The organism is Lentzea sp. NPDC037011 (assembly GCF_055607425.1).
This window is the reverse complement of sequence record NZ_JBVJRT010000004.1, coordinates 348,483-366,387: the sequence shown is the minus strand read 5'-3', so window position 1 is coordinate 366,387 and position 17,905 is coordinate 348,483. Positions and strand designations below refer to the sequence as shown.

The following is a 17,905-nucleotide window of genomic DNA, read 5'->3' as shown; positions in this document are numbered from 1 at the left end:
CGGCACTGCGAGCCTCGCCCGGTGAAGATGATCGACTCTACCGTCCTCCGGCCACCGTTCAGGGGGTTCCTCGCCGCCCGCACCGTCTCCCTCCTGGGCTCCTCGATGTCGTCCGTCGCGCTGGCGCTCGGCGTTCTCGGGGCCACCGGACGCGCCACCGACCTCGGCATCGTGCTGGCGGCCGGGATCGGTCCTCAGCTCGTGCTCCTGCTCGTCGGCGGTGCCGTGGCCGACCGGTTCTCGCGCAGGACCCTGCTGGTCCACGCCAACCTCGGGGCCGGACTGACGCAGGCGGGCGTCGCCGCGATCCTGCTGTCCGGCACGTTCGACCTGCTCCCCGTGTCCCTGCTCGCGGTGGCGCACGGCGCACTCGAGGCGTTCGCGTCGCCCGCCCTGCGCGGCATCGTCCCCGAGCTCGTCGCACCGGAGGACCTGCACCGCGCCAACTCCGCCCTGTCCCTGAGCCGCAACGTCAGCCGGGTCGCGGGCCCCGCCCTCGCCGGCGTCATCACGGCCGTCGCCGGCGGCGGCTGGGCCGTGGCCGCCGACGCGCTGAGCTTCCTCATCGCGGCCGCGCTGCTGTCCCGGTTGCCGAGGTCCGGACGGGTCAGCGGCGCGCGCGGCAGCCTGCTGCCCGACATCCGGGCGGGCTGGCGGGAGTTCAGGTCGACCACCTGGGTGTGGGTCACGTCGCTGGCGTTCTTCGTCGTCAACCTCGCGAACGTCGGCCCCTGGCAGGTGCTCGGCCCGACGCTCACCAGGGAGGACGGCGGCGACGCGGCGTGGGGCCTGGTGCTGAGCGTGCGCGCGACCGGCCTCGTCGCCATGAGCCTGCTGATGTACCGCCTCGTGCTGCGCAGGCCGTTGCGCGCCGGAATGGTCGCGGCCGCCTTCGGCGCGCTCCCGCTGTTCGCGCTGAGCGCGGACGCCGGTCTGCCGGTGCTGCTGGTCTGCGTCTTCGTCGGCGCGATGGGGTTCACGGTGTCCGGGGTCACCTGGGACACCGCGTTGCAGCAGAACGTGCGCCCCGAAGTCCTCTCCAGGGTGTCTTCCTACGACGACCTGCTGTCCTTCGGCGCGATTCCGATCGGGCTGCTCGTGGTGGGACGAGCAGCGGCCGAGTGGGGTGCGCGGACGGTGGCGCTCGCCGGCGGGGTCGCGTTCGTGGCCGCGGCGCTCGTTCCCCTGCTCAGCCGGTCGGTCCGCGACCTGCGCGCGACCCCAGCAGACCGCGGCCGGCGAGGTTCTCCATCAGCGCGGTGATGCCGAACGCCCAGTCCTCCGCGTCCTCGGCCGTGTTCACGACGTTCGTCAACGCCCCCAGCCGCGGCGAGGAGATGCGCACGACGTCCCCGACCTTGTGCGTGAACCCCTCACCGGGCTGGTCCCGGTCCTCGGTCGGGGCGAACATCGTGCCGGTGAACAGCACGAACCCGTCGGGGTAGCGGTGGTGGGCACCATAGGCGTGGGACACGAGGTCCTCCAGCTCCCGGCTGATCTCGGAGACCGGGTTCACGCCGTGCAGCTCGAACCCGTCGGGCCCGGTGATGTCCAGGGCGATCTCGGTGGCCTTGGCGTCCGCGAGCGTGAACCCGTCGTCGAACAGCCGGAGGAACGGCCCGACGGCGCAGGAGCCGTTGTTGTCCTTCGCCTCGGTGAGCAGCAGGGCACTGCGCCCCTCGAAGTCGCGCAGGTTGACGTCGTTGCCGAGCGTCGCGCCGACCGGCTTCCCGCGCGAGTCCACGACCAGGACGAGCTCGGGCTCGGGGTTGTTCCACTCCGAGCGGGCGAGAACGCCGACGTCGGCGCCCAGCCCCACCGCCGAGAGCACCGGCGCCTTGGTGAAGATCTCGGGGTCGGGCCCGATGCCGACCTCCAGGTACTGCGACCACAGCCCCTCCGCCTGCAGCACCCCCTTCACCTCCGCGGCCTGGGCGGACCCCGGCCGCAGGTGGGAGATGTGGCCCCGCACGGCCGCACCCACCTTCGCGCGCACCTCCTCGGCCCGCGCCGGGTCCCCGTCGGCGCGCTCCTCGATGACCCGTTCGAGCATGCTGCGCACGAACGTCACGCCGGCGGCCTTGAGCACCTGCAGGTCGACCGGCGCCAGGAACCGGGGGACGGCACCGGCGGCCCGGCTCGCCGTGGCCGCCAGCACCTCCGCGAGCGGCCACGACGTGCCACCGGCGTGCGTCCTGACGACCTCCACCGCGTCCGGCCGTTCGAGCAGCGCCGACACGGTCGGCGCCACCGGCGACAGGTCGACGACCTCCTCACCGCGGACCGCCACGACCGAAGGGCCGCTCACGGACGGGTCGAAGACCCTCCCGGCCAGCGTGGCGTCCGCTGCGTCGCCGGGGAGGACGTCGGCTGCGGTGAGCGAGATCCCCATGGGAACCCTTCCTGCTGCGGTGGCCGGGTCTCTGCCGTCGTGACGGCGCGATCGCGGGTGTGGCGCTGCGACTGTTGTACCGCATCGCTGACCGGCCAGGTGGCCGCTGCGCTGTTCACCGCCGCACCGGACCCCCTGACCCGTGCCCCGGGGGACTGGGTCGGGACTGCACTGGCCCGGGGAGGTTGAAAGCACCGCGCACACCGGCTGACACAATGGACGAATGGCTCTGGGTTACGTCCTCGCTGTGTTGGCGACCCTGGCGTCAGGCAGTGGTTCGATCTTGGAGTCGATGGGTGTCCGGCGTGTCGCCGCGCACGGCGGATCGTCTCGCGATCTCATCGCTCTCTGGCGCCAGTGGCGGTACTTCCTCGGTCTCGGCGTGAACCTGCTGGGGTTCGCGTGCGCGTCCGCGGCCCTGCACCGCCTGCCGCTGTTCCTCGTCCAGTCGATGCTCGCGTTCAGCGTCGGCGTGACCGCCATGATCAGCGCATTCATGGGCACCCGCCTGCGCAGGTCGGGGTGGGTGGCACTGGCCGTCGGCGCGATCGGCCTGGTCCTGCTGGGCGTCTCCGCGGAGCCGGGCAGGGCCCAGGCCCTGCCGCCGCAGTGGCGGTGGGTCCTCGTGGCCGTGGCACTCCCGGTGGCGGCGATCGCCGTCTACGCCCGCCGCCACAACCACGTCTGGGCCACCGTCGCACTGGCCTTCGGCTCCGGCATCGCCTACAGCGTCGTCGGCATCTCGGCCAGGACCCTCCACCTCCCCGACACCGCGTGGCGACTGGTCCTCGAACCGGCGGCCTGGGCCATCGTCCTCAACGGCCTCGTCGCGGCGGTGCTGTTCGCGATGGCCCTGCAGAAGGGCGGCCCGACCGGTGTCACCGCGATCATGTTCACCACGAACACGGCGCTCTCGTCGTTCGTCGGCCTGGTCTACCTCGGTGACACCGTCCGCGACGGGTACCTGACCGCCGCGACCATCGGGTTCGTGCTGGCGTTCGCCGGGGCCATCGCCGTCGCCCACTACTCGGCGAACACCCAGCAGAAGGAAGGCACAGCGCCCGCCGGCCGTGCGCCGGCGAAGCACACGATCTCCTCGCTGGACCAGCGGTAGCGCCCGGCGCGTTCCGGCGACGTCACCTCCGTGAGACGAAGCCGCCGAGTGCGGAGGACAGCTGGGTCCGGCGGCGCACACCGAGCTTGCGGTAGATGCTCGTGAGGTGGAACTCGACGGTGCGCCGGGTGACGTTGAGCTTGTGCGCGACCTCGTCGTTCGACCTCCCCTCCAGCACCAGGCTCGCCACGCGGTACTCGTGCGGCGTCAGCAGCGCGGTGGACGAGGGGCCCGGTGGCGGCACGCTCGCCGGCTCGGCACGAGGCCGCACCAGCTCACTCCCCGCGGCGCCGGCCCCCAGACCCGCGAGCCGCTGTCCCGGCTCCACGACGACGCCGCACTGCTCGCCCAGCATCCGCGCCTCCGCGAGGTGGCGCCGTGCCGCGTCGCGGTGGCCCTTCTCCCACTGGGTGACGGCGAGCTCGAGCAGCACCCTGGCGTGCAGCATCCGCGCGGGCGACCCCCTCAGCAGCGCGTCGGCCTCGGACAGCCAGGGCGCGGCGGCGGCACCGCCGGTCACGATGCCCACGGTCAGCAACGCGCGGGCCACGACGGTCGGCGCGCCCCACTTCCGTGCCAGCGTCAGCTCTTCGAGCGCCAGGTCCAGTGCCTGCCTGCGCTGCCCCAGCCGGAGCCTGGCCAGCGCCGCGTAGGAGCGCCAGGGGCGCACGGCCGGACTGCCCATGCCCCAGGACACCAGGCGCTCACCGCATTCGAGCTGGTCGGCGAGCGCTCCCGCGGCGTCACCGCGCTCCATGCGCAACGCACCCCTCGCGTGCAGGAGCGCGGTGTGCGGCCAGGTCTGCGGCAGCGTCCTCGTCCTGCCGAGGAGCAGGAGGGCCTCCTCCGCGTCGTCGAGCGCGCCGAGCTCCATGTGTGCGCGCATCAGCGCTTCGACGGCGTAGACGTTCCCGAAGTGGTCGGGGGGCAGCTCCGCCTTCCTCGCCGCGGACAACGCGAGCCTGGCGTCCGCGACCGCTTCGGTGAAGGACCCGCAGTGGTAGTGCGCCCGGGAACGGACGGTGTGGCCGAGCAGCTCGATCAGCGACAACCCCTCCCGGTGCGCTTCGAGCAGGACGTCGTTGCAGTAGCGCATCACCAGTTCGAGGTCATCGGTGCGGATGAAGGCGTTGAGCACGCCGAGGAGCCGCTGCGGGTGCTGCAGCATGGCGGCCGCGCCGTTCTGCATCGCCGCGACGGCCGCCTCGCGGCACAGGTGCAGGTCGGTTCCCCGGTTGCCGGCGTCCTCGGCGATCAGCGCCGCGAGCCTGCGACCACGTGCGTCGCGACTGCGCCACTCCCGCTCGTCGAAGCGGGTGAGGTCCACCTGGCCGGTCGAGGGGTCCCGCGACGGCACCGTGAGCTTTCTCAGCAGCTGCAGCATGTCGACCGCCGCGGGGATCTTGGGCCCGATCTCGTCCACGGCGCGGCTCAGCACCTCGTCCGCCTTGTCGTAGGCACCGTCGAGGTACAGGACCTGGGCGAGCCGGCAGACGACCGCGAGGGTTCTCTCCGGGTCGTCCAGCTCGCCGATGCCCTCCTCGAGGTGCACGACCGCCATCCGCGGGTCGACGTAGGTCTCGGCGAACCCCAGCCGCAGCACCAGGTCTCGCCTCTGGGCGGCGGAGACGTCCTCCTGCAGGGCCCTGTTCAGCAGTTTCGCACCGGACTGGGGATCGCCCTCGGTGATCAGCGTCTCGGCGGCGGCCCGGAGCGCGTCCACGGCCCAGGAACCCAGACGGGAGGACGTCCGCAGGACGTGCCGTGCGATGAGGAGGGAGGACGCGCGCGTCCGGTGCAGGAACCGCGCGGCTCTGGCGTGCAGCTCCTCCTGGTCACCGTAGGCGACGGCCTCCTCGATCCCGCTCCTGAGCGCCGAGTGGGCGAAGGTGAGCTCGCCCTCCGGAGCGAGCACCCCCATCCCCTCGAGCTGGCGCACCTGGTCCGCGGCCGCGCCGCTGCTCATGCCCGTGACCGCGGCCAGGAGCTCCAGGTGAGGTGGCACCACGACGGCGATCGCCTTGGCGACCTCGACCAGCTCGCGTGACTGCCGGTTGAGCCGCGCGAGCACGGACCGCCCCAGTTCCTCTGGCTGCGGGGTGATCAGGTTGGCCGCGGCCTGCTCGTCCGGTGCCACCGACTGCTCCCTCATCAGGGAGAGGATCTGGGTGGACACCATGGGGCAGCCGTTGGTGGCCCGCAGGAGGGAGGCGGTGAACTTCTCGTGCGGTGCGCGTCCGAGCACCTGCTCGGTGAGGGCCGCGACGTCCGGTGCGGTGAGAACGCCCAGCCGCAGCCGCTCCGAGTAGATCTCGAGCTCGGCGAGGAGGATCGGATCGGTCGGCCGGATGCCGGACGTGCGGCCCAGCAGGATCGTGACCGGGAGCCGGGCCACCCGGTGGACCAGGTAGTTCAGCCAGCGCAGGGACGGCACGTCCGTCCACTGCACGTCGTCGATGACGAGGCAGAGGGGCGCGTGCTGCGCGAGACCGGTCGTGATGCGGTAGAGGTCGCGGATCGCCCGGTGGACGTGGACCTCCTCGAAGTCGCCCAGGTCGCCCGCGGGGTGCCCGGCGATGACCGCGTGCCCGTGCGGTGCGGCTTCCTGGTCCCAACCGCTGGTCCGCTCCAGGCGCAGGTGCTCGAAGAGCTGCTGGACCACGGCGAACGGCATCTCCCGCTCCATCGGCGACGCCACGGCCCTGCAGATGACGAATCCGCGTTCACGTGCCATCGAGCACGCGGCGTCCAGCAGTGCCGTCTTGCCGATGCCGGTCGCTCCTTCGAACAGGAGCGTGGAGGGCATGGCGGCCTCCGCTGCGTCCAGGGCCTCCGTGATGCGTTGCAACTCGGCCCCGCGGCCGACGAGGGCGGTCCGGCTGTTGAGATTCCGGCGTCGACTTGCGTCGGCTTTCATCGTGAACGCTCCGTAGTCAGCGGCTGGTCCGTTCGGGTAATAATCGTATTAGTCCACGGGTGTTAAATTTGCTCTTTCAATTCCACGCGAGGGTACCCTGCTGGTCACGGGCGTAAATGAGGCATTCGGGGGACGCTTCTCCCGGGGTGCGACGAGATTTATCACATCCGCATGGGGATGTCGTTTGGGGCGATAAGGAAAAAAGAGAAAAATGAATTCGGTCACACCTCCGCCGTGTGCGCTGCCACTTGATCGAAGTCGCCTCTCGATTGAAGGCAGTCGTGACCGGCGGGGCAAACCGGTGTTCCAGTCCCTGGCACAGGACGAGCCCCTCCGGCTGACGGCTCCGCGAGATCAGCTCAGGCACCGCACCGCGCGCAGCAGAATGCCGCCCTCGCGGTAGCGGAAGGCGGCATCCTGGGTGAGGCGGAGATGGAGTTCTGAGCTGTCGTCACTGCGGCATGTTGCCGTGCCGGTGCTCCGGGCGCCGGGCACGCATCAACGGACGGATGACCTTGATGATCGCGTCGCGGGTCTGCGTCGGCGTGATGAGCGCGTCGACGGCTTGGCGTGCGGTCGCCAGCGCCGGCGACAGTGCTTCCGCGCGGTAGTTCTCCAGCAGCTCCTGGCGCTTGCCGGGGTTCGCGGCGAGCTCGCGGCGGAACACGACCTCCACCGCGCCCTCGGCTCCCATGACGCCGATCTCCGCCGTGGGCCAGGCGAACACGCGGTCGGCGCCGAGCTGCTTGGAGTTCATCACGATGTACGCGCCGCCGTAGGCCTTGCGCAGGATCACGGTCACCCTGGGCACGGTCGCTTCCGCGAAGGCGTACAACAACTTGGCGCCGCGGCGGATGACGCCGTCGGTTTCCTGGGACCGGCCGGGCAGGAAACCCGGGGTGTCGACGAGCGTGACCAGGGGGAGGCCGAAGGCGTCGCACATCCGCACGAACCGTGCGCCCTTCTCGGCCGCCTGGGCGTTGAGCGTGCCCGCCAGCGTGTTCGGCTGGTTCGCCACGACACCCACCGGCATGCCGTCCACCCGCGCGAAGCCGATGACGATGTTCGCGGCGTAGTGCGGCTGGAGCTCGAGGAAGCTGTCCCCGTCGACCAGCCCGCGCACGACTCGCCGCACGTCGTAGGTCTTGCGCTGTTCGGACGGCACCTCGGGGTCGGTCTCCGGCTCGCGGGCCAGGTGCAGCGGCAGCTCGTCCCAGCACGAGCTGGGCAGGTAGGACAAGATCCGGCGCACCAGCGGGAACGCGTCCTCGGGGCGTTCGGTCACGAGGTGTGCGAGGCCGGACATGGCGGAGTGGACGGGCGCACCGCCGAGGTCCGCGGCGGTGACGTCCTCACCGGTCACGCTGCGCACGACCTTGGGACCGGTCAGGAACATGTGCGCCTGGCGGTCCATCACGATCAGGTCGGTCAGCGCGGGGGAGTAGGCGGCACCGCCCGCGCAGGCACCGAGGATCACGCTGATCTGCGGTACCCGCCCGGACAGGGCCACGTTGCGGCGGAAGATCGACGCGTACCCGTCGAGAGCGGAGACCCCCTCCTGGATGCGCGCTCCGCCGGAGTCCAGCACGCCCACCACCGGGCACCGCGCCCGCTCCGCCTGGTCGAGGACCTGCGCGATCTTCTGCGCGTGGGTGGCGCCCAGGGTCCCGCCCAGCACGGAGACGTCCTGGGCGAACACGGCGGCGGGCCGCGCGTCGATCTCGGCCGTGCCCGTGATCACCGCATCTCCCGCAGGTGTCTTGGCCTGCATGCCGAAGGCGGTGCACTGGTGCTTCGCCTCCGCGCCGAACTCCACCAGGCTGCCGGCGTCGACGAGCGCGTTCAGCGCGTCGCGGGCACCGGGCTTGGCCGGTTTCACCGGCGCGGGGGTCGCGGCCGGGTTCATCGTCGTGGTCACGGGTTCTGTCTCCGTCGGCTCTCGTGGTCAGACCAGCGGCAGATCGGGCACGGGCAGCAGTTCGGCGTAGGCCTCGACGTAGTCCGCGGAGGCGATGGGAGCGCGCAGCACGTCGTTGGAGATGCCGAAGGCGTCGACGACGTCCTCGACCCGGGGCAGGAGCCGTTCGTCGACCGCTGCGACCAGGGAGGGCAGCTCTCGGGCCTGAGCGGGTTCGAGGGTGCCGTCGCACAGGTGCCAGGCCGCGTCCCGGCCCAGTTCGGCGAGGGCGAACCGCAGGAACAGCGCCCGGAGGACCTCACCGACCTCGGCGGAGGTGGCTCGCTGCGCCAGTGCGTGGAGTTCTTCGAGGGCACGCCGCACGCCGTGCACCCTGCCGAGCTCCGAGGCCGGCAACGCGGCGCCGTTGGCCCGCTCGAACGGGTCGTCACCGGTCCTGCGTGCCGCGCGTGCTTCCTCGTAGACCCTGTTCTCGCGGTGCGAGAACAGGCGGAGCAGGAACTCCGGGTCGTCCAGCGCGCCGTGACCGGGTGCCGAGACCGGTGGCTCGTAGCCGCGGCCGAGCAGCATCTCGTTGGCGGCGTCCAGGAGCACGACCTGGTTGTCGCCCTCGGCGGTGATCGATCCCTGGACCAGTGCCACGTAGGGCGAGATCCTGTTGTGCGCGAACATGCCCCGTGCTCCGCACCGTTCGATGCAGGTGGTCACCACGTCCTGCGCCGTCCACGTGACGAGCGCCTTGGTCACGGCGAGCGCGCGTTTGACCTCGACCGAGGCGAGAGAGCTCCGCGCCGCCTGCCGCCTGGTCCCGTTCAACAGCACGCTGACGGCGCACGTCCTGGCCAGGGCGTCGAGCAGCTGGGCCTGGTGGGTCCGGAAGGTCATGACGGGAACGGACCGGCCACCGGAGACGGTGACGTGCCGGCCGTGCGCGTGCCGGACGGCGATGAAGACGCTGGCGCGGGCGGCGGCCGCGGTCGCGGAGGTGAGGCAGAGCTTGCCGGTCTGCACCCTGGTCATCGCCCTGGTGAACCTGCGGCGCAACGACCTGACCGCACCCGTGCGGCTCCCGTCCGCAGCGATGACCGGCTCTGCGGCGTCCAGCAGCAACGCACGCGGAACGCGCACGCCCCGGAAGGTGGTGACGGCGTTGTCGAGCGCCAGCCCCGGCTTGTCGCCCAGCGGCTTGACGTCGACTCCCCGGCACGGGCCGTTCTCGTCGCGGATGCGCACCACGAAGGGGAACACGCCCTCGTCGGCACCGTCGATCTCCAGCCGGGCCAGCACCACGGCGATCTTCGGCACGCCGTCCAGGCCGGTGTTGGGCATGAACTTGCGCGCCTCGTGGCTCGGCGTGGTGAGCACGAACTCGTCGGTCGAACGGTCGTAGACCGCCCGTGTGCGCAGTTCGGCGACGTTGTTGCCATAACCCAGCTCGGTCGCGAGGAAGACGCCGACCGAGTCCATCCTGGCCAGCTCGTCGACCACGGCGGCCAGCTCCGGCCGGTCACCGCCGAGCTCCAGGACGGCGCCGAGGCACAGGTTGTAGTGGATGGTCAGCACCGACACCAGGGTCGGGTCGAGCACACCGGCCCACTCGTGCAGGACGAGGAAGCGCTCCAGGTCACCGCTGATGAACTCGCGAACGGGTCCGAGCTCGGCGTTGACCTGCCGCAGCCGGCGGTAGGCGAGAGCGGCGTTCTCGGCGGGCGAGCGGCCTTCCACCTGGTCGAAGGCCGCGGTGGAGAAGAGCTTGGCGTACCGGTCGTGCTCCTCGTCGGCGCCGTACCGCAGCAGTCCGCGCAACTCCGCCACCTGGTCCGCGGTGAGACGCGCGAGCGCCTCCGATCGAGCGTCGTGCGCAACCACTTGCTTGCTCCTTCTTCTCTGGGTGCCGGTCAGGGCGCGCCGACGAGCAGCGCGGCGTTCTGCCCGCCGAACCCGAACGAGGTGCTCATGGCGATCTCGATCGCCTGCCGCCTCGCCACCGGGGCGAGGTCGAGGTCGATCTCCGGGTCGAGGTTCTCGAGGTTGGCCGTGGGCGGGACCAGCCCGTGTTCGATGCTGAGGGAGGCGTAGACGGTCTCGGCCGCCCCGGCCGCCGCGAGCAGGTGGCCGGTGACGCCCTTGGTCGAGGCCACCGAGATCCCGTCGCCGAAGAACTCGCGCACCGCTTTCGCCTCTGCCTGGTCGTTGAGCTTGGTCGACGTGCCGTGCGCGTTGAGGTGGTCGACGTCCGCACCGGTGAGGCCGGCGTCCAGCAGCGCCGCGGTGATCGCCGCGCGTGCGCCCACGCCGTCGGGGTGCGGGCTGGTCACGTGGTGGGCGTCGGCGGAGGCGCCGTAGCCGAGCACCCGGCCCCGGACCGTCGCGCCGCGGGCACGGGCGTCCGCCTCCCGTTCGAGGACGACGATGGCCGCGCCCTCCGCCGCCACGAACCCGTCCCGGTCGCGGTCGAACGGGCGAGAGGCCCTGCTCGGGTCCGCTGACCGCTTGGTGAGCGCCCCCATCCTGGCGAACGCGGAGAGCACGAGCGGCACGAGCGAGGCATCGGCGGCACCCGCGACCGCGACGTCGCACGCACCGGACTGCAGCAGCATCCGCGCCGTGCCGATCGCGGTGGCACCGGAGGCGCACGCGGTCGACACCGTCAGGTTAGGACCGGTCGCCGACAGGTGGATGGCGAGCTGACCGGCCACCATGTTCACCAGCGACATCGGCATCGTGAGCGGTGAGGTCGCGGCCGGGCCGCGGTTCAGCATCGCCACGTGCTGCGCGGTCAGCGTCTCCATGCCGCCGACCGACACCCCGATGACGATCGCGACGCGGGCGCCGTCCCAGTCGCTGGTCCGCAGTCCCGCGTCCTGGACCGCCTCGCCGGCGGCGACGATGCCGAGCTGGCTGTAGCGGTCGAGCCGCCGAGCACCGTGACCGAGCAGCATCCGCGCGTCGAAGTCCGTGACCGGGCACACGACCTGGGTCCCCAGCACACCGAGGTCAGGACCGAGCACGGCCGTCGGTTCGCCGGCGCTGACGCGCTTCCAGTTCTCGTCGACGCCGACGCCCGCCGAGGTCACCATCCCCCGGCCGGTGATGACGACCTCGGGACGCGAGGTCATGCCGCGACCTTGCCGCTCAGCAGCCCGGCGACGTCGGCGATCGTGGTGACCGTCTCGAGCTCCTCGTCGGAGATCAGGACGTTGTAGTGCTCGCCCATGACGACGCCGAACTCGACCACGTCCAGGGAGTCGGTCAGCACCTCTTCGAGCGCGGTGTCCGCGGTGATCGTGTCGGCCGGAACCGCGAACTTGGTCGTCAGGACCTCGGCGATCGTGTTGTACACGCTGGACAAGACGTTTCCTCCTGCGATGGGCGGCTCGGCGGCGCGTCGGCAACCGTTGGCAGCACCAACTCTGCGACAGGTGGGGGAGGTCCGTGCTGTGGAGAACCACAGTCGGTTGTGTGACCTGATCGGACCGCGCGGCCACCTCGCCATTCCGTCCACTTAGGACCTGGAAATGACGGGCCCGCTGGTGTGCCGATGACATCGGTGCGGTTCGGCTTGGCGACGATGCGGCCGGGAACGCGCCGCTGTGGACTTCCACAGTCGATTCCGGCTCGCGCTGGTTAGCGTCGATGACGTCGTACCGGCGTCGACGCGCCACGCGAGATCAACGGGAGAACGTATGACAGCGGATCAACGCCGTGCCGCGGTGCTGTGCGGGATCGGCACGTGGTTGCCGTCGAGGGTGGTGACGAACGACGAGCTCGCTCGTCAGCTGGACACCTCGGACGAGTGGATCCGGAAGCGGACCGGCATCCGGGAACGCCGGGTGCTCGAACCCGGCATGTCGACCTCGGTCCTCGCGGTGGAGGCGGGTGCCCGTGCGCTGAAGTCGGCCGGTGGCGCGGACGTCGACCTGGTGATCGTGGCCACGACGACACCGGACCACCCCTGCCCGTCCACCGCGCCCGAGGTCGCCAGCAGGCTCGGGCTGAGCGGGGTGCCCGCCTTCGACCTCAACGCCGTGTGCGCGGGCTTCGTGTACGCGCTCGCGACGGCCGCGGGCCACATCGCCGCGGGCATCGCCGAACGCGTGCTGGTGATCGGCGCCGACACCTTCACCACGGTGCTGAACCCGCAGGACCGCACCACCGCGGCCATCTTCGGCGACGGCGCCGGTGCGGTGGTGCTCCGCGCGGGCACCGCGGACGAACCGGGCGCCTTCGGCCCGTTCGACCTGGGATCGGACGGCACCGGCTCGGACCTGTTGATCGTGCCCGCCGGTGGTTCCGAGCAGCGCGGTTCCGGAGAGCCGCTCGACCCCGCCGACGTCCACTTCCGGATGGACGGCCAGCCGGTGTACCGCCACGCCGTGGCGCGCATGAGCGAGTCGGCGGGCAAGGTGCTCGACAACGCAGGGTGGCGCCTCGAGGACGTGGACCGGTTCGCGTGCCACCAGGCGAACGCCCGGATCATCAGCGCGGTGGCACGCAACCTCCGGGTGCCGGAAGAGCGCTTCCTCCTGAACGTCGACCGCGTGGGCAACACGGTCGCCGCCTCCATCCCGCTGGTCCTCGGCGATGCCGCCGCCGCAGGGGAGCTGGTCGCAGGCAACCGCGTACTGGTCACCTCGTTCGGCGCGGGCCTCAGCTGGGGTTCCACCGTGCTGACCTGGCCGGAACTGGTCATCGAGTGACCGCCTCCCCGGTACCGCTCACCGCCTCATGACGGCCCGGATCTTCGCCACACCGGCCGACCTGCTCGACGCAGTCGGCGACCGGCTCGGCACGAGCTCGTGGCGCACCGTCGACCAGCGCACGGTGGACGGCTTCGCCGACGTCACCGGCGACCACCAGTGGATCCACCGTGCGGGTCCCGCGGCCGACGCGGGTCCGTTCGGAGGACCGGTGGCGCACGGCTTCCTCACCCTGTCGCTGGTGGTCCCGATGCTCGACGAGGTGCTCCGCGTCGACGGGGCCTCGTCGGTCGTCAACAGGGGCGTCGACGCGCTGCGCTTCACCACACCGGTTCCGGCCGGAGGACGCATCCGGCTGACCGCCGAGCTCACGTCGGCGAAGTCGCGGCCGCGTGACTTCGTGGAGGTCGTGGTGTCGGTCGTCGTCGAGGTCGAGGGGAAGCCCCGTCCCGCCTGCAAGGCCGACCTGGTCATGCTCTACCGGTGAGACGGCGTTCATCCGGCGGTGGTTGCGCCATCCAGATGACGTGAAGGACTGAATGGTCTAATCAGGGGTACCTCGAACGGGAGACCGAGAGTTCGGGAGTTCCCATGACCACCGTGCTCGTCGCCGATGACGATGCTGACGTCCGGGACGTCGTGGTGTTCAAGCTCGAGCAGTCGGGCTACGACGTGCTCGTCGCCGAAGACGGCGCCACGGCGTTGACCCTGGCCCGCGACGCCCTGCCGGACATCGCCGTCCTGGACGTGATGATGCCCCGGATGACCGGCCTGGACGTCTGCCGGGAACTGCGCGCGGCCGAGGCCACCGCCGGCATCCCGGTGATCCTGCTGACCGCCCGTGCCCGGGAGAGCGACGTCGAAGGCGGCTTCGACTGGGGAGCGGACGACTACCTCACCAAACCGTTCAGCCCCCGTGAGCTGGCCAGCCGGGTCCGCGCCGTCCTGGCCCGCAGCCGGCGATGACCTCACCGGTGTCCCCGTCGATCGACCGCGACGTGCTGGTCGTCGCGGTGGGATGCCTCGCCGTGCTGCTCGTCGCCCTCTCCCTGGCGGTGTTGGCCGGCCGGTGGTGGCTGCGGGTCACCGACGCACGCCGCGCGGGCCTGGTGGCTTCCGCTCGCCCGTGGCTGGTCCGGCTGGTCGCAGGAGAAGACGACGATGCCGTGTCCGTGGAACGGCTCGCCGCGGTGGATGCGCGCACGTGGCGCGCACTGGAGCCGGTCGCGGTCGCCATGCTCGGCAAGGTGCGCGGCGAGGCGCGAACCGCCGTGGTCGGCCTGCTCGAACGGCGGGGTTCGGTGGAGCGGGCGATGCGCGGCGCACATCGGCGCAGCGCCGTGGTGCGTGCCCGGTCGGCCCACCTGCTCGGCGCGGTGGGCGGACCGGGGGCGACGGCGCAGCTCGCACGACTCCTGGGGGACCGAGACCTGGAAGTGCGGGCCGTGGCCGTGCGGGCCCTCGGCCGGCTGGCCGACCCGAGCGCGGCGGTCGCACTCGTGCACGGCCTGCGGCGCACACCCCCGCTGCCGCACCACCTGGTCATGACCGCGCTGCGGCAGATCGGCCCGGCGGCGGTCCCACCGTTGCTCGCCGCGGCGGACCACGCCGACGACCTCGTTCGCGCCCAGGTCGCCGAAGCCCTCGGCCTGATCGGCGCGGTGGCGGCGGCACCCGTGCTCGTGGCGATGCTGCGCACCGACCGCTCCACCGAGGTCCGCCTGCGTGCGGTCCGTGCTCTCGGCCTGATCGGCGCTCCCACCCCGGTCGACGACGTCATCGCCGCCACCTCCGCCCGCGAGCCGCTCGTGCTGCGGGTGACGGCGGCCGAGGCCCTGGGCGTGCTGGGCGCGCGGCGCGCGGTCCCGGTGCTGACCGAGCTGGTCGACGATCCCGTGCATTGGGTCGCGCACACGGCCGCCGCGTCTCTCGCCGCGATTCGCCCTGACGGAGTGGCCGCTCTCGCGCGGGTGGCTGACCGTTCGGGGCATGCCCGCGAGGCTCTGGCGGCGGCGAACGCCAGGAGGCCGCCGGCGACGGTGCGGCCATGACCGCGCTGGACGTCGTCAGCGACGTCGTCGTTCTGGCCAACTGGTTCGTGCTGGCCTACTTCCTGCTGCTGAACACGAGCTACCTCGGCCTGATCCTGCTCGCGGTGCGCGAGTTCCGCCGCCACCTCCGGCGCCGCCCGTACGCGGGCTTCGAAGAGACGTACACCGACCCGTTGGCGCTCGGGGTCTCGGTCGTGATGCCGGCGCACAACGAGGAAGCGACGATCGTCGAGAGCGTCAACGCCATGCTGGCCCTGCGGCACCCGCTCTTCGAGGTCGTGGTCGTCGACGACGGCTCCACCGACGGCACCTTCGACGTGCTGCGCTCCCACTTCGGTCTGGTGGAGGTCCCGCGGGTGGTGCCGGAGGACGTCCTCACCCGCGGCGCCATCACCTCGGTGCACGCCCCGCCGGGAGCGGTGCCGCTGGTCGTGGTCCGCAAGGAGAACGGCGGCAAGGCCTCGGCGAACAACACCGGCATCAACGTCTCGGTCCAACCGCTGGTGTGCATGGTCGACGCCGACTCGCTCCTCGACCCGGACGCCCTGCTCGTCGTGGCCAGGCCCTTCGGCGACGACCCTGAACACGTGGTCGCCACCGGCGGCGTCGTGCGCGCGGTCAACGACAGCACCGTCACGGCCGGACGCGTGACCGAGCTGCGCATGCCGAGGACCTGGTTGGCACGCACGCAGGTCGTGGAGTACCTGCGTGCGTTCCTGCTGGGACGCTCCGGCTGGTCGGCCCTCAACGCGCTCGTCGTCGTCTCCGGGGCGTTCGGCCTGTTCCGGCGCGACGTCCTGGTGGAGGTCGGTGGGCTGGACGTCGACACGATCGGGGAGGACGCCGAACTGGTCGTCCGCCTGCACCGCTGGATGCGCGAGCACCGGCGGCGCGCCAGGGTCGTGTTCGTCCCCGAGCCGGTGGCCTGGACCGAGGTGCCGGAGTCGCTGCGGGTGCTCGGCCGCCAGCGGCGCCGCTGGTCCCGAGGCCTTGCGGAGGTCCTGTGGAAGCACCGCAGGATGCTCGGGAACCCGGCGTACGGCGCGGTCGGCACGCTGGCACTGCCGTTCTACGCGCTGTTCGAGCTGCTCGCGCCGGTGGTCGAGCTGTTCGGGCTCGTCGCACTCGCCGCCGGACTGCTGATGGGGGCCGTCGACTGGGCCTTCGCCGTGCTGTTCTTCCTGGTGGCGTTCGGCTACGGCGTCGCGCTCTCCCTCGTCGCCCTCGTGGTGGAGGAGTACTCGTTCCACCGCTACCGCGGCTGGCGTGACCTGGCGGTGGCCCTCGTGGTGGCGGTCGTCGAGAACGTCGGCTACCGGCAGCTGACGGCGGTGTGGCGGCTGCGCGGCCTGGTGGACGCCCTGCGGGGCGGGAAGGCCGAGTGGGGCCGGATGACGCGGGTGGGGTTCGCCAGCGCCGAGCCCGCAGGCGGTCCCGTGCCCGCGTCCGGACCGGTGGCACATCCGGGAGAGGCGGTGCCCGATGCCCGTTGACCTGCGTGACCGCGACTCCGTGCTGGCCGAGTACGGCATCGAGGACCTGGGGCGCCATCCCGACCTGGAAGCTCTCGCGGAGCTGGCCGCGCAGGTCTGCGGGGCACCCCACGGCGCGGTCAACCTGATCAGCGAGCACCTGCAGCACCAGGTCGCGGCGGTGGGGATCTCACCCTCGGTCTGCTCGCGGGAGGACTCGATGTGCGCGGTCTCGATCGTCACCCCGGAGCCGGTCGAGGTGTTCGACGCACGGGAGGACCCCCGCTTCGCCGCCAACCCCTTCGTCACGGGCCGGATCGCATCGGTCCGGTTCTACGCCGCCAGCAGGCTGCAGGCGCCCTCCGGCGCCGTGCTCGGCACCCTGTGCGTCTTCGACGACGTCCCCCGCCGGCTGGACCCGCGACAGCGGCGCAGCCTGGACCTGCTCGCCCACCAGGCCGTCGACGTGCTGGAGCTGCGACGGTCCGGCCTGGCGCTCACCCGCACCGTCGCGGAACTGTCCGCGGCCCGCGCCGAGCTGCTGCGCTCCAACAGCGAGCTCGCCGACTTCGCCGGACGGGTCAGCCACGACCTGCGCAACCCGCTCGCGGGCATCACGGGATTCCTCGAACTGCTGTCGGACCACCCTGCCGTCGTGGCCGCCCCGACCGCCGGGCGACTGGTCGAACGCGGCAGGGGCGCCGCGAACCGCATGCACGCCCTGGTCGACGAACTGCTGGAGTACGCGAAGCTCGGCGGACAGCTGAGGTGCCGGTCCGTGGACCTCGGCACCCTCCTCGCCGACCTCGTCGACGACCGCTCCACCGGCGCGGGAACCGAGCCGGTGGAGCTGGACCTCGAACCGCTGCCGGCAGTCCGCGGCGACGAGACACACCTGCGAGCGCTGCTGCAGAACGTCATCAGCAACGCGGTCCGCTTCGCACGCCCCGACCGGCGGCTCCGCGTGCGGATCCGGGCGAAGCACAGTGGCGAGTTCGTGCGCGTCGAGATCGCCGACAACGGCAGGGGCATCCCACCCGCACGCCGCGAAGAGGCCTTCGCGCTGCTGAGCCAGGTGCACCAGCACGGCACGGTCGAAGGCGGCACGGGCATCGGACTGGCCACCTGCCGACGCGTCGTCACCGCCCACGGCGGCACGATCGGAATGGCCGACGGCATCGACGGCGGCTTGACCGTCTGGTTCACCCTGCCCGCCGCCTGATCGAGCTGAAGCGATCTTGCGGAGACGTTCGCCAAGCCGTGACGTGATGGCACGCCGGCCGGTAACACCGCGTGCCGAGGCCACGACATGCCGTGGGGAACGTCGTGGTGCGGTCGACA

General features: G+C 71.8%; 14 protein-coding genes. 8 read left to right on the top strand and 6 right to left on the bottom strand.

The annotated features are described in order from the left end of the window. Positions 1–27 precede the first annotated feature (27 nt). Positions 28–1,263 carry an MFS transporter gene (locus ACZ7CH_RS13740; RefSeq protein ID WP_470374010.1) on the top strand — a complete coding sequence of 412 codons (1,236 nt, stop codon included), beginning with the start codon at positions 28–30 and terminating at the stop codon, positions 1,261–1,263. Here the strand turns inward: ACZ7CH_RS13740 and ACZ7CH_RS13735 are convergent. Next, positions 1,190–2,392 (bottom strand): fumarylacetoacetate hydrolase family protein, encoded by a 1,203-nt coding sequence (locus ACZ7CH_RS13735; protein ID WP_470374009.1) that lies wholly within the window; start codon positions 2,390–2,392, stop codon positions 1,190–1,192. The genes ACZ7CH_RS13740 and ACZ7CH_RS13735 overlap by 74 nt on opposite strands. Before the next feature lie 292 nt (positions 2,393–2,684). On the opposite strand from ACZ7CH_RS13735, the gene ACZ7CH_RS13730 reads away from it, so the two are divergent. Further along, entirely contained in the window at positions 2,685–3,506 is an 822-nt protein-coding gene (locus ACZ7CH_RS13730) for a hypothetical protein (protein WP_360383612.1), read from the top strand. Positions 3,507–3,528: 22 nt separating this feature from the next. Here the strand turns inward: ACZ7CH_RS13730 and ACZ7CH_RS13725 are convergent, their stop codons facing one another. The 5 genes from ACZ7CH_RS13725 to ACZ7CH_RS13705 form a co-directional block, all read right to left on the bottom strand. Next, positions 3,529–6,423, bottom strand: coding sequence for an ATP-binding protein (locus ACZ7CH_RS13725; RefSeq protein ID WP_470374008.1), 2,895 nt, complete (start codon positions 6,421–6,423; stop codon positions 3,529–3,531). 451 nt (positions 6,424–6,874) lie between these two features. Beyond that, positions 6,875–8,341 carry an acyl-CoA carboxylase subunit beta gene (locus ACZ7CH_RS13720; RefSeq protein WP_470374007.1) on the bottom strand — a complete coding sequence of 489 codons (1,467 nt, stop codon included), beginning with the start codon at positions 8,339–8,341 and terminating at the stop codon, positions 6,875–6,877. 27 nt (positions 8,342–8,368) lie between these two features. After that, positions 8,369–10,210, bottom strand: a complete 1,842-nt coding sequence (locus ACZ7CH_RS13715; protein ID WP_470374006.1) for an acyl-CoA dehydrogenase family protein — start codon at positions 10,208–10,210, stop codon at positions 8,369–8,371. Positions 10,211–10,239: 29 nt separating this feature from the next. After that, positions 10,240–11,460, bottom strand: coding sequence for a beta-ketoacyl-[acyl-carrier-protein] synthase family protein (locus tag ACZ7CH_RS13710; RefSeq protein ID WP_470374005.1), 1,221 nt, complete (start codon positions 11,458–11,460; stop codon positions 10,240–10,242). Continuing rightward, positions 11,457–11,684 carry an acyl carrier protein gene (locus tag ACZ7CH_RS13705; RefSeq protein WP_458434402.1) on the bottom strand — a complete coding sequence of 76 codons (228 nt, stop codon included), beginning with the start codon at positions 11,682–11,684 and terminating at the stop codon, positions 11,457–11,459. The genes ACZ7CH_RS13710 and ACZ7CH_RS13705 overlap by 4 nt, the downstream gene beginning before the upstream one ends. A 343-nt stretch (positions 11,685–12,027) precedes the next feature. Here ACZ7CH_RS13705 and ACZ7CH_RS13700 point away from each other — a divergent pair, with 343 nt between their 5' ends. From ACZ7CH_RS13700 to ACZ7CH_RS13675, 6 genes are all read left to right on the top strand, one after another. After that, positions 12,028–13,041, top strand: a complete 1,014-nt coding sequence (locus ACZ7CH_RS13700) for a beta-ketoacyl-ACP synthase III (RefSeq protein ID WP_360383599.1) — start codon at positions 12,028–12,030, stop codon at positions 13,039–13,041. Positions 13,042–13,069: 28 nt separating this feature from the next. After that, positions 13,070–13,528 (top strand): MaoC family dehydratase, encoded by a 459-nt coding sequence (locus ACZ7CH_RS13695; RefSeq protein WP_470374004.1) that lies wholly within the window; start codon positions 13,070–13,072, stop codon positions 13,526–13,528. Positions 13,529–13,632: 104 nt separating this feature from the next. Next, entirely contained in the window at positions 13,633–14,007 is a 375-nt protein-coding gene (locus ACZ7CH_RS13690) for a response regulator transcription factor (RefSeq protein WP_360383593.1), read from the top strand. Beyond that, on the top strand, positions 14,004–15,092 hold the full coding sequence (locus ACZ7CH_RS13685; protein ID WP_360383590.1) for a HEAT repeat domain-containing protein: 1,089 nt from the start codon (positions 14,004–14,006) through the stop codon (positions 15,090–15,092). The genes ACZ7CH_RS13690 and ACZ7CH_RS13685 overlap by 4 nt, the downstream gene beginning before the upstream one ends. Continuing rightward, on the top strand, positions 15,089–16,585 hold the full coding sequence (locus ACZ7CH_RS13680) for a glycosyltransferase family 2 protein (protein WP_458432352.1): 1,497 nt from the start codon (positions 15,089–15,091) through the stop codon (positions 16,583–16,585). The genes ACZ7CH_RS13685 and ACZ7CH_RS13680 overlap by 4 nt, the downstream gene beginning before the upstream one ends. After that, positions 16,575–17,786 (top strand): sensor histidine kinase, encoded by a 1,212-nt coding sequence (locus ACZ7CH_RS13675; RefSeq protein WP_470374003.1) that lies wholly within the window; start codon positions 16,575–16,577, stop codon positions 17,784–17,786. The genes ACZ7CH_RS13680 and ACZ7CH_RS13675 overlap by 11 nt, the downstream gene beginning before the upstream one ends. Positions 17,787–17,905 lie beyond the last annotated feature (119 nt).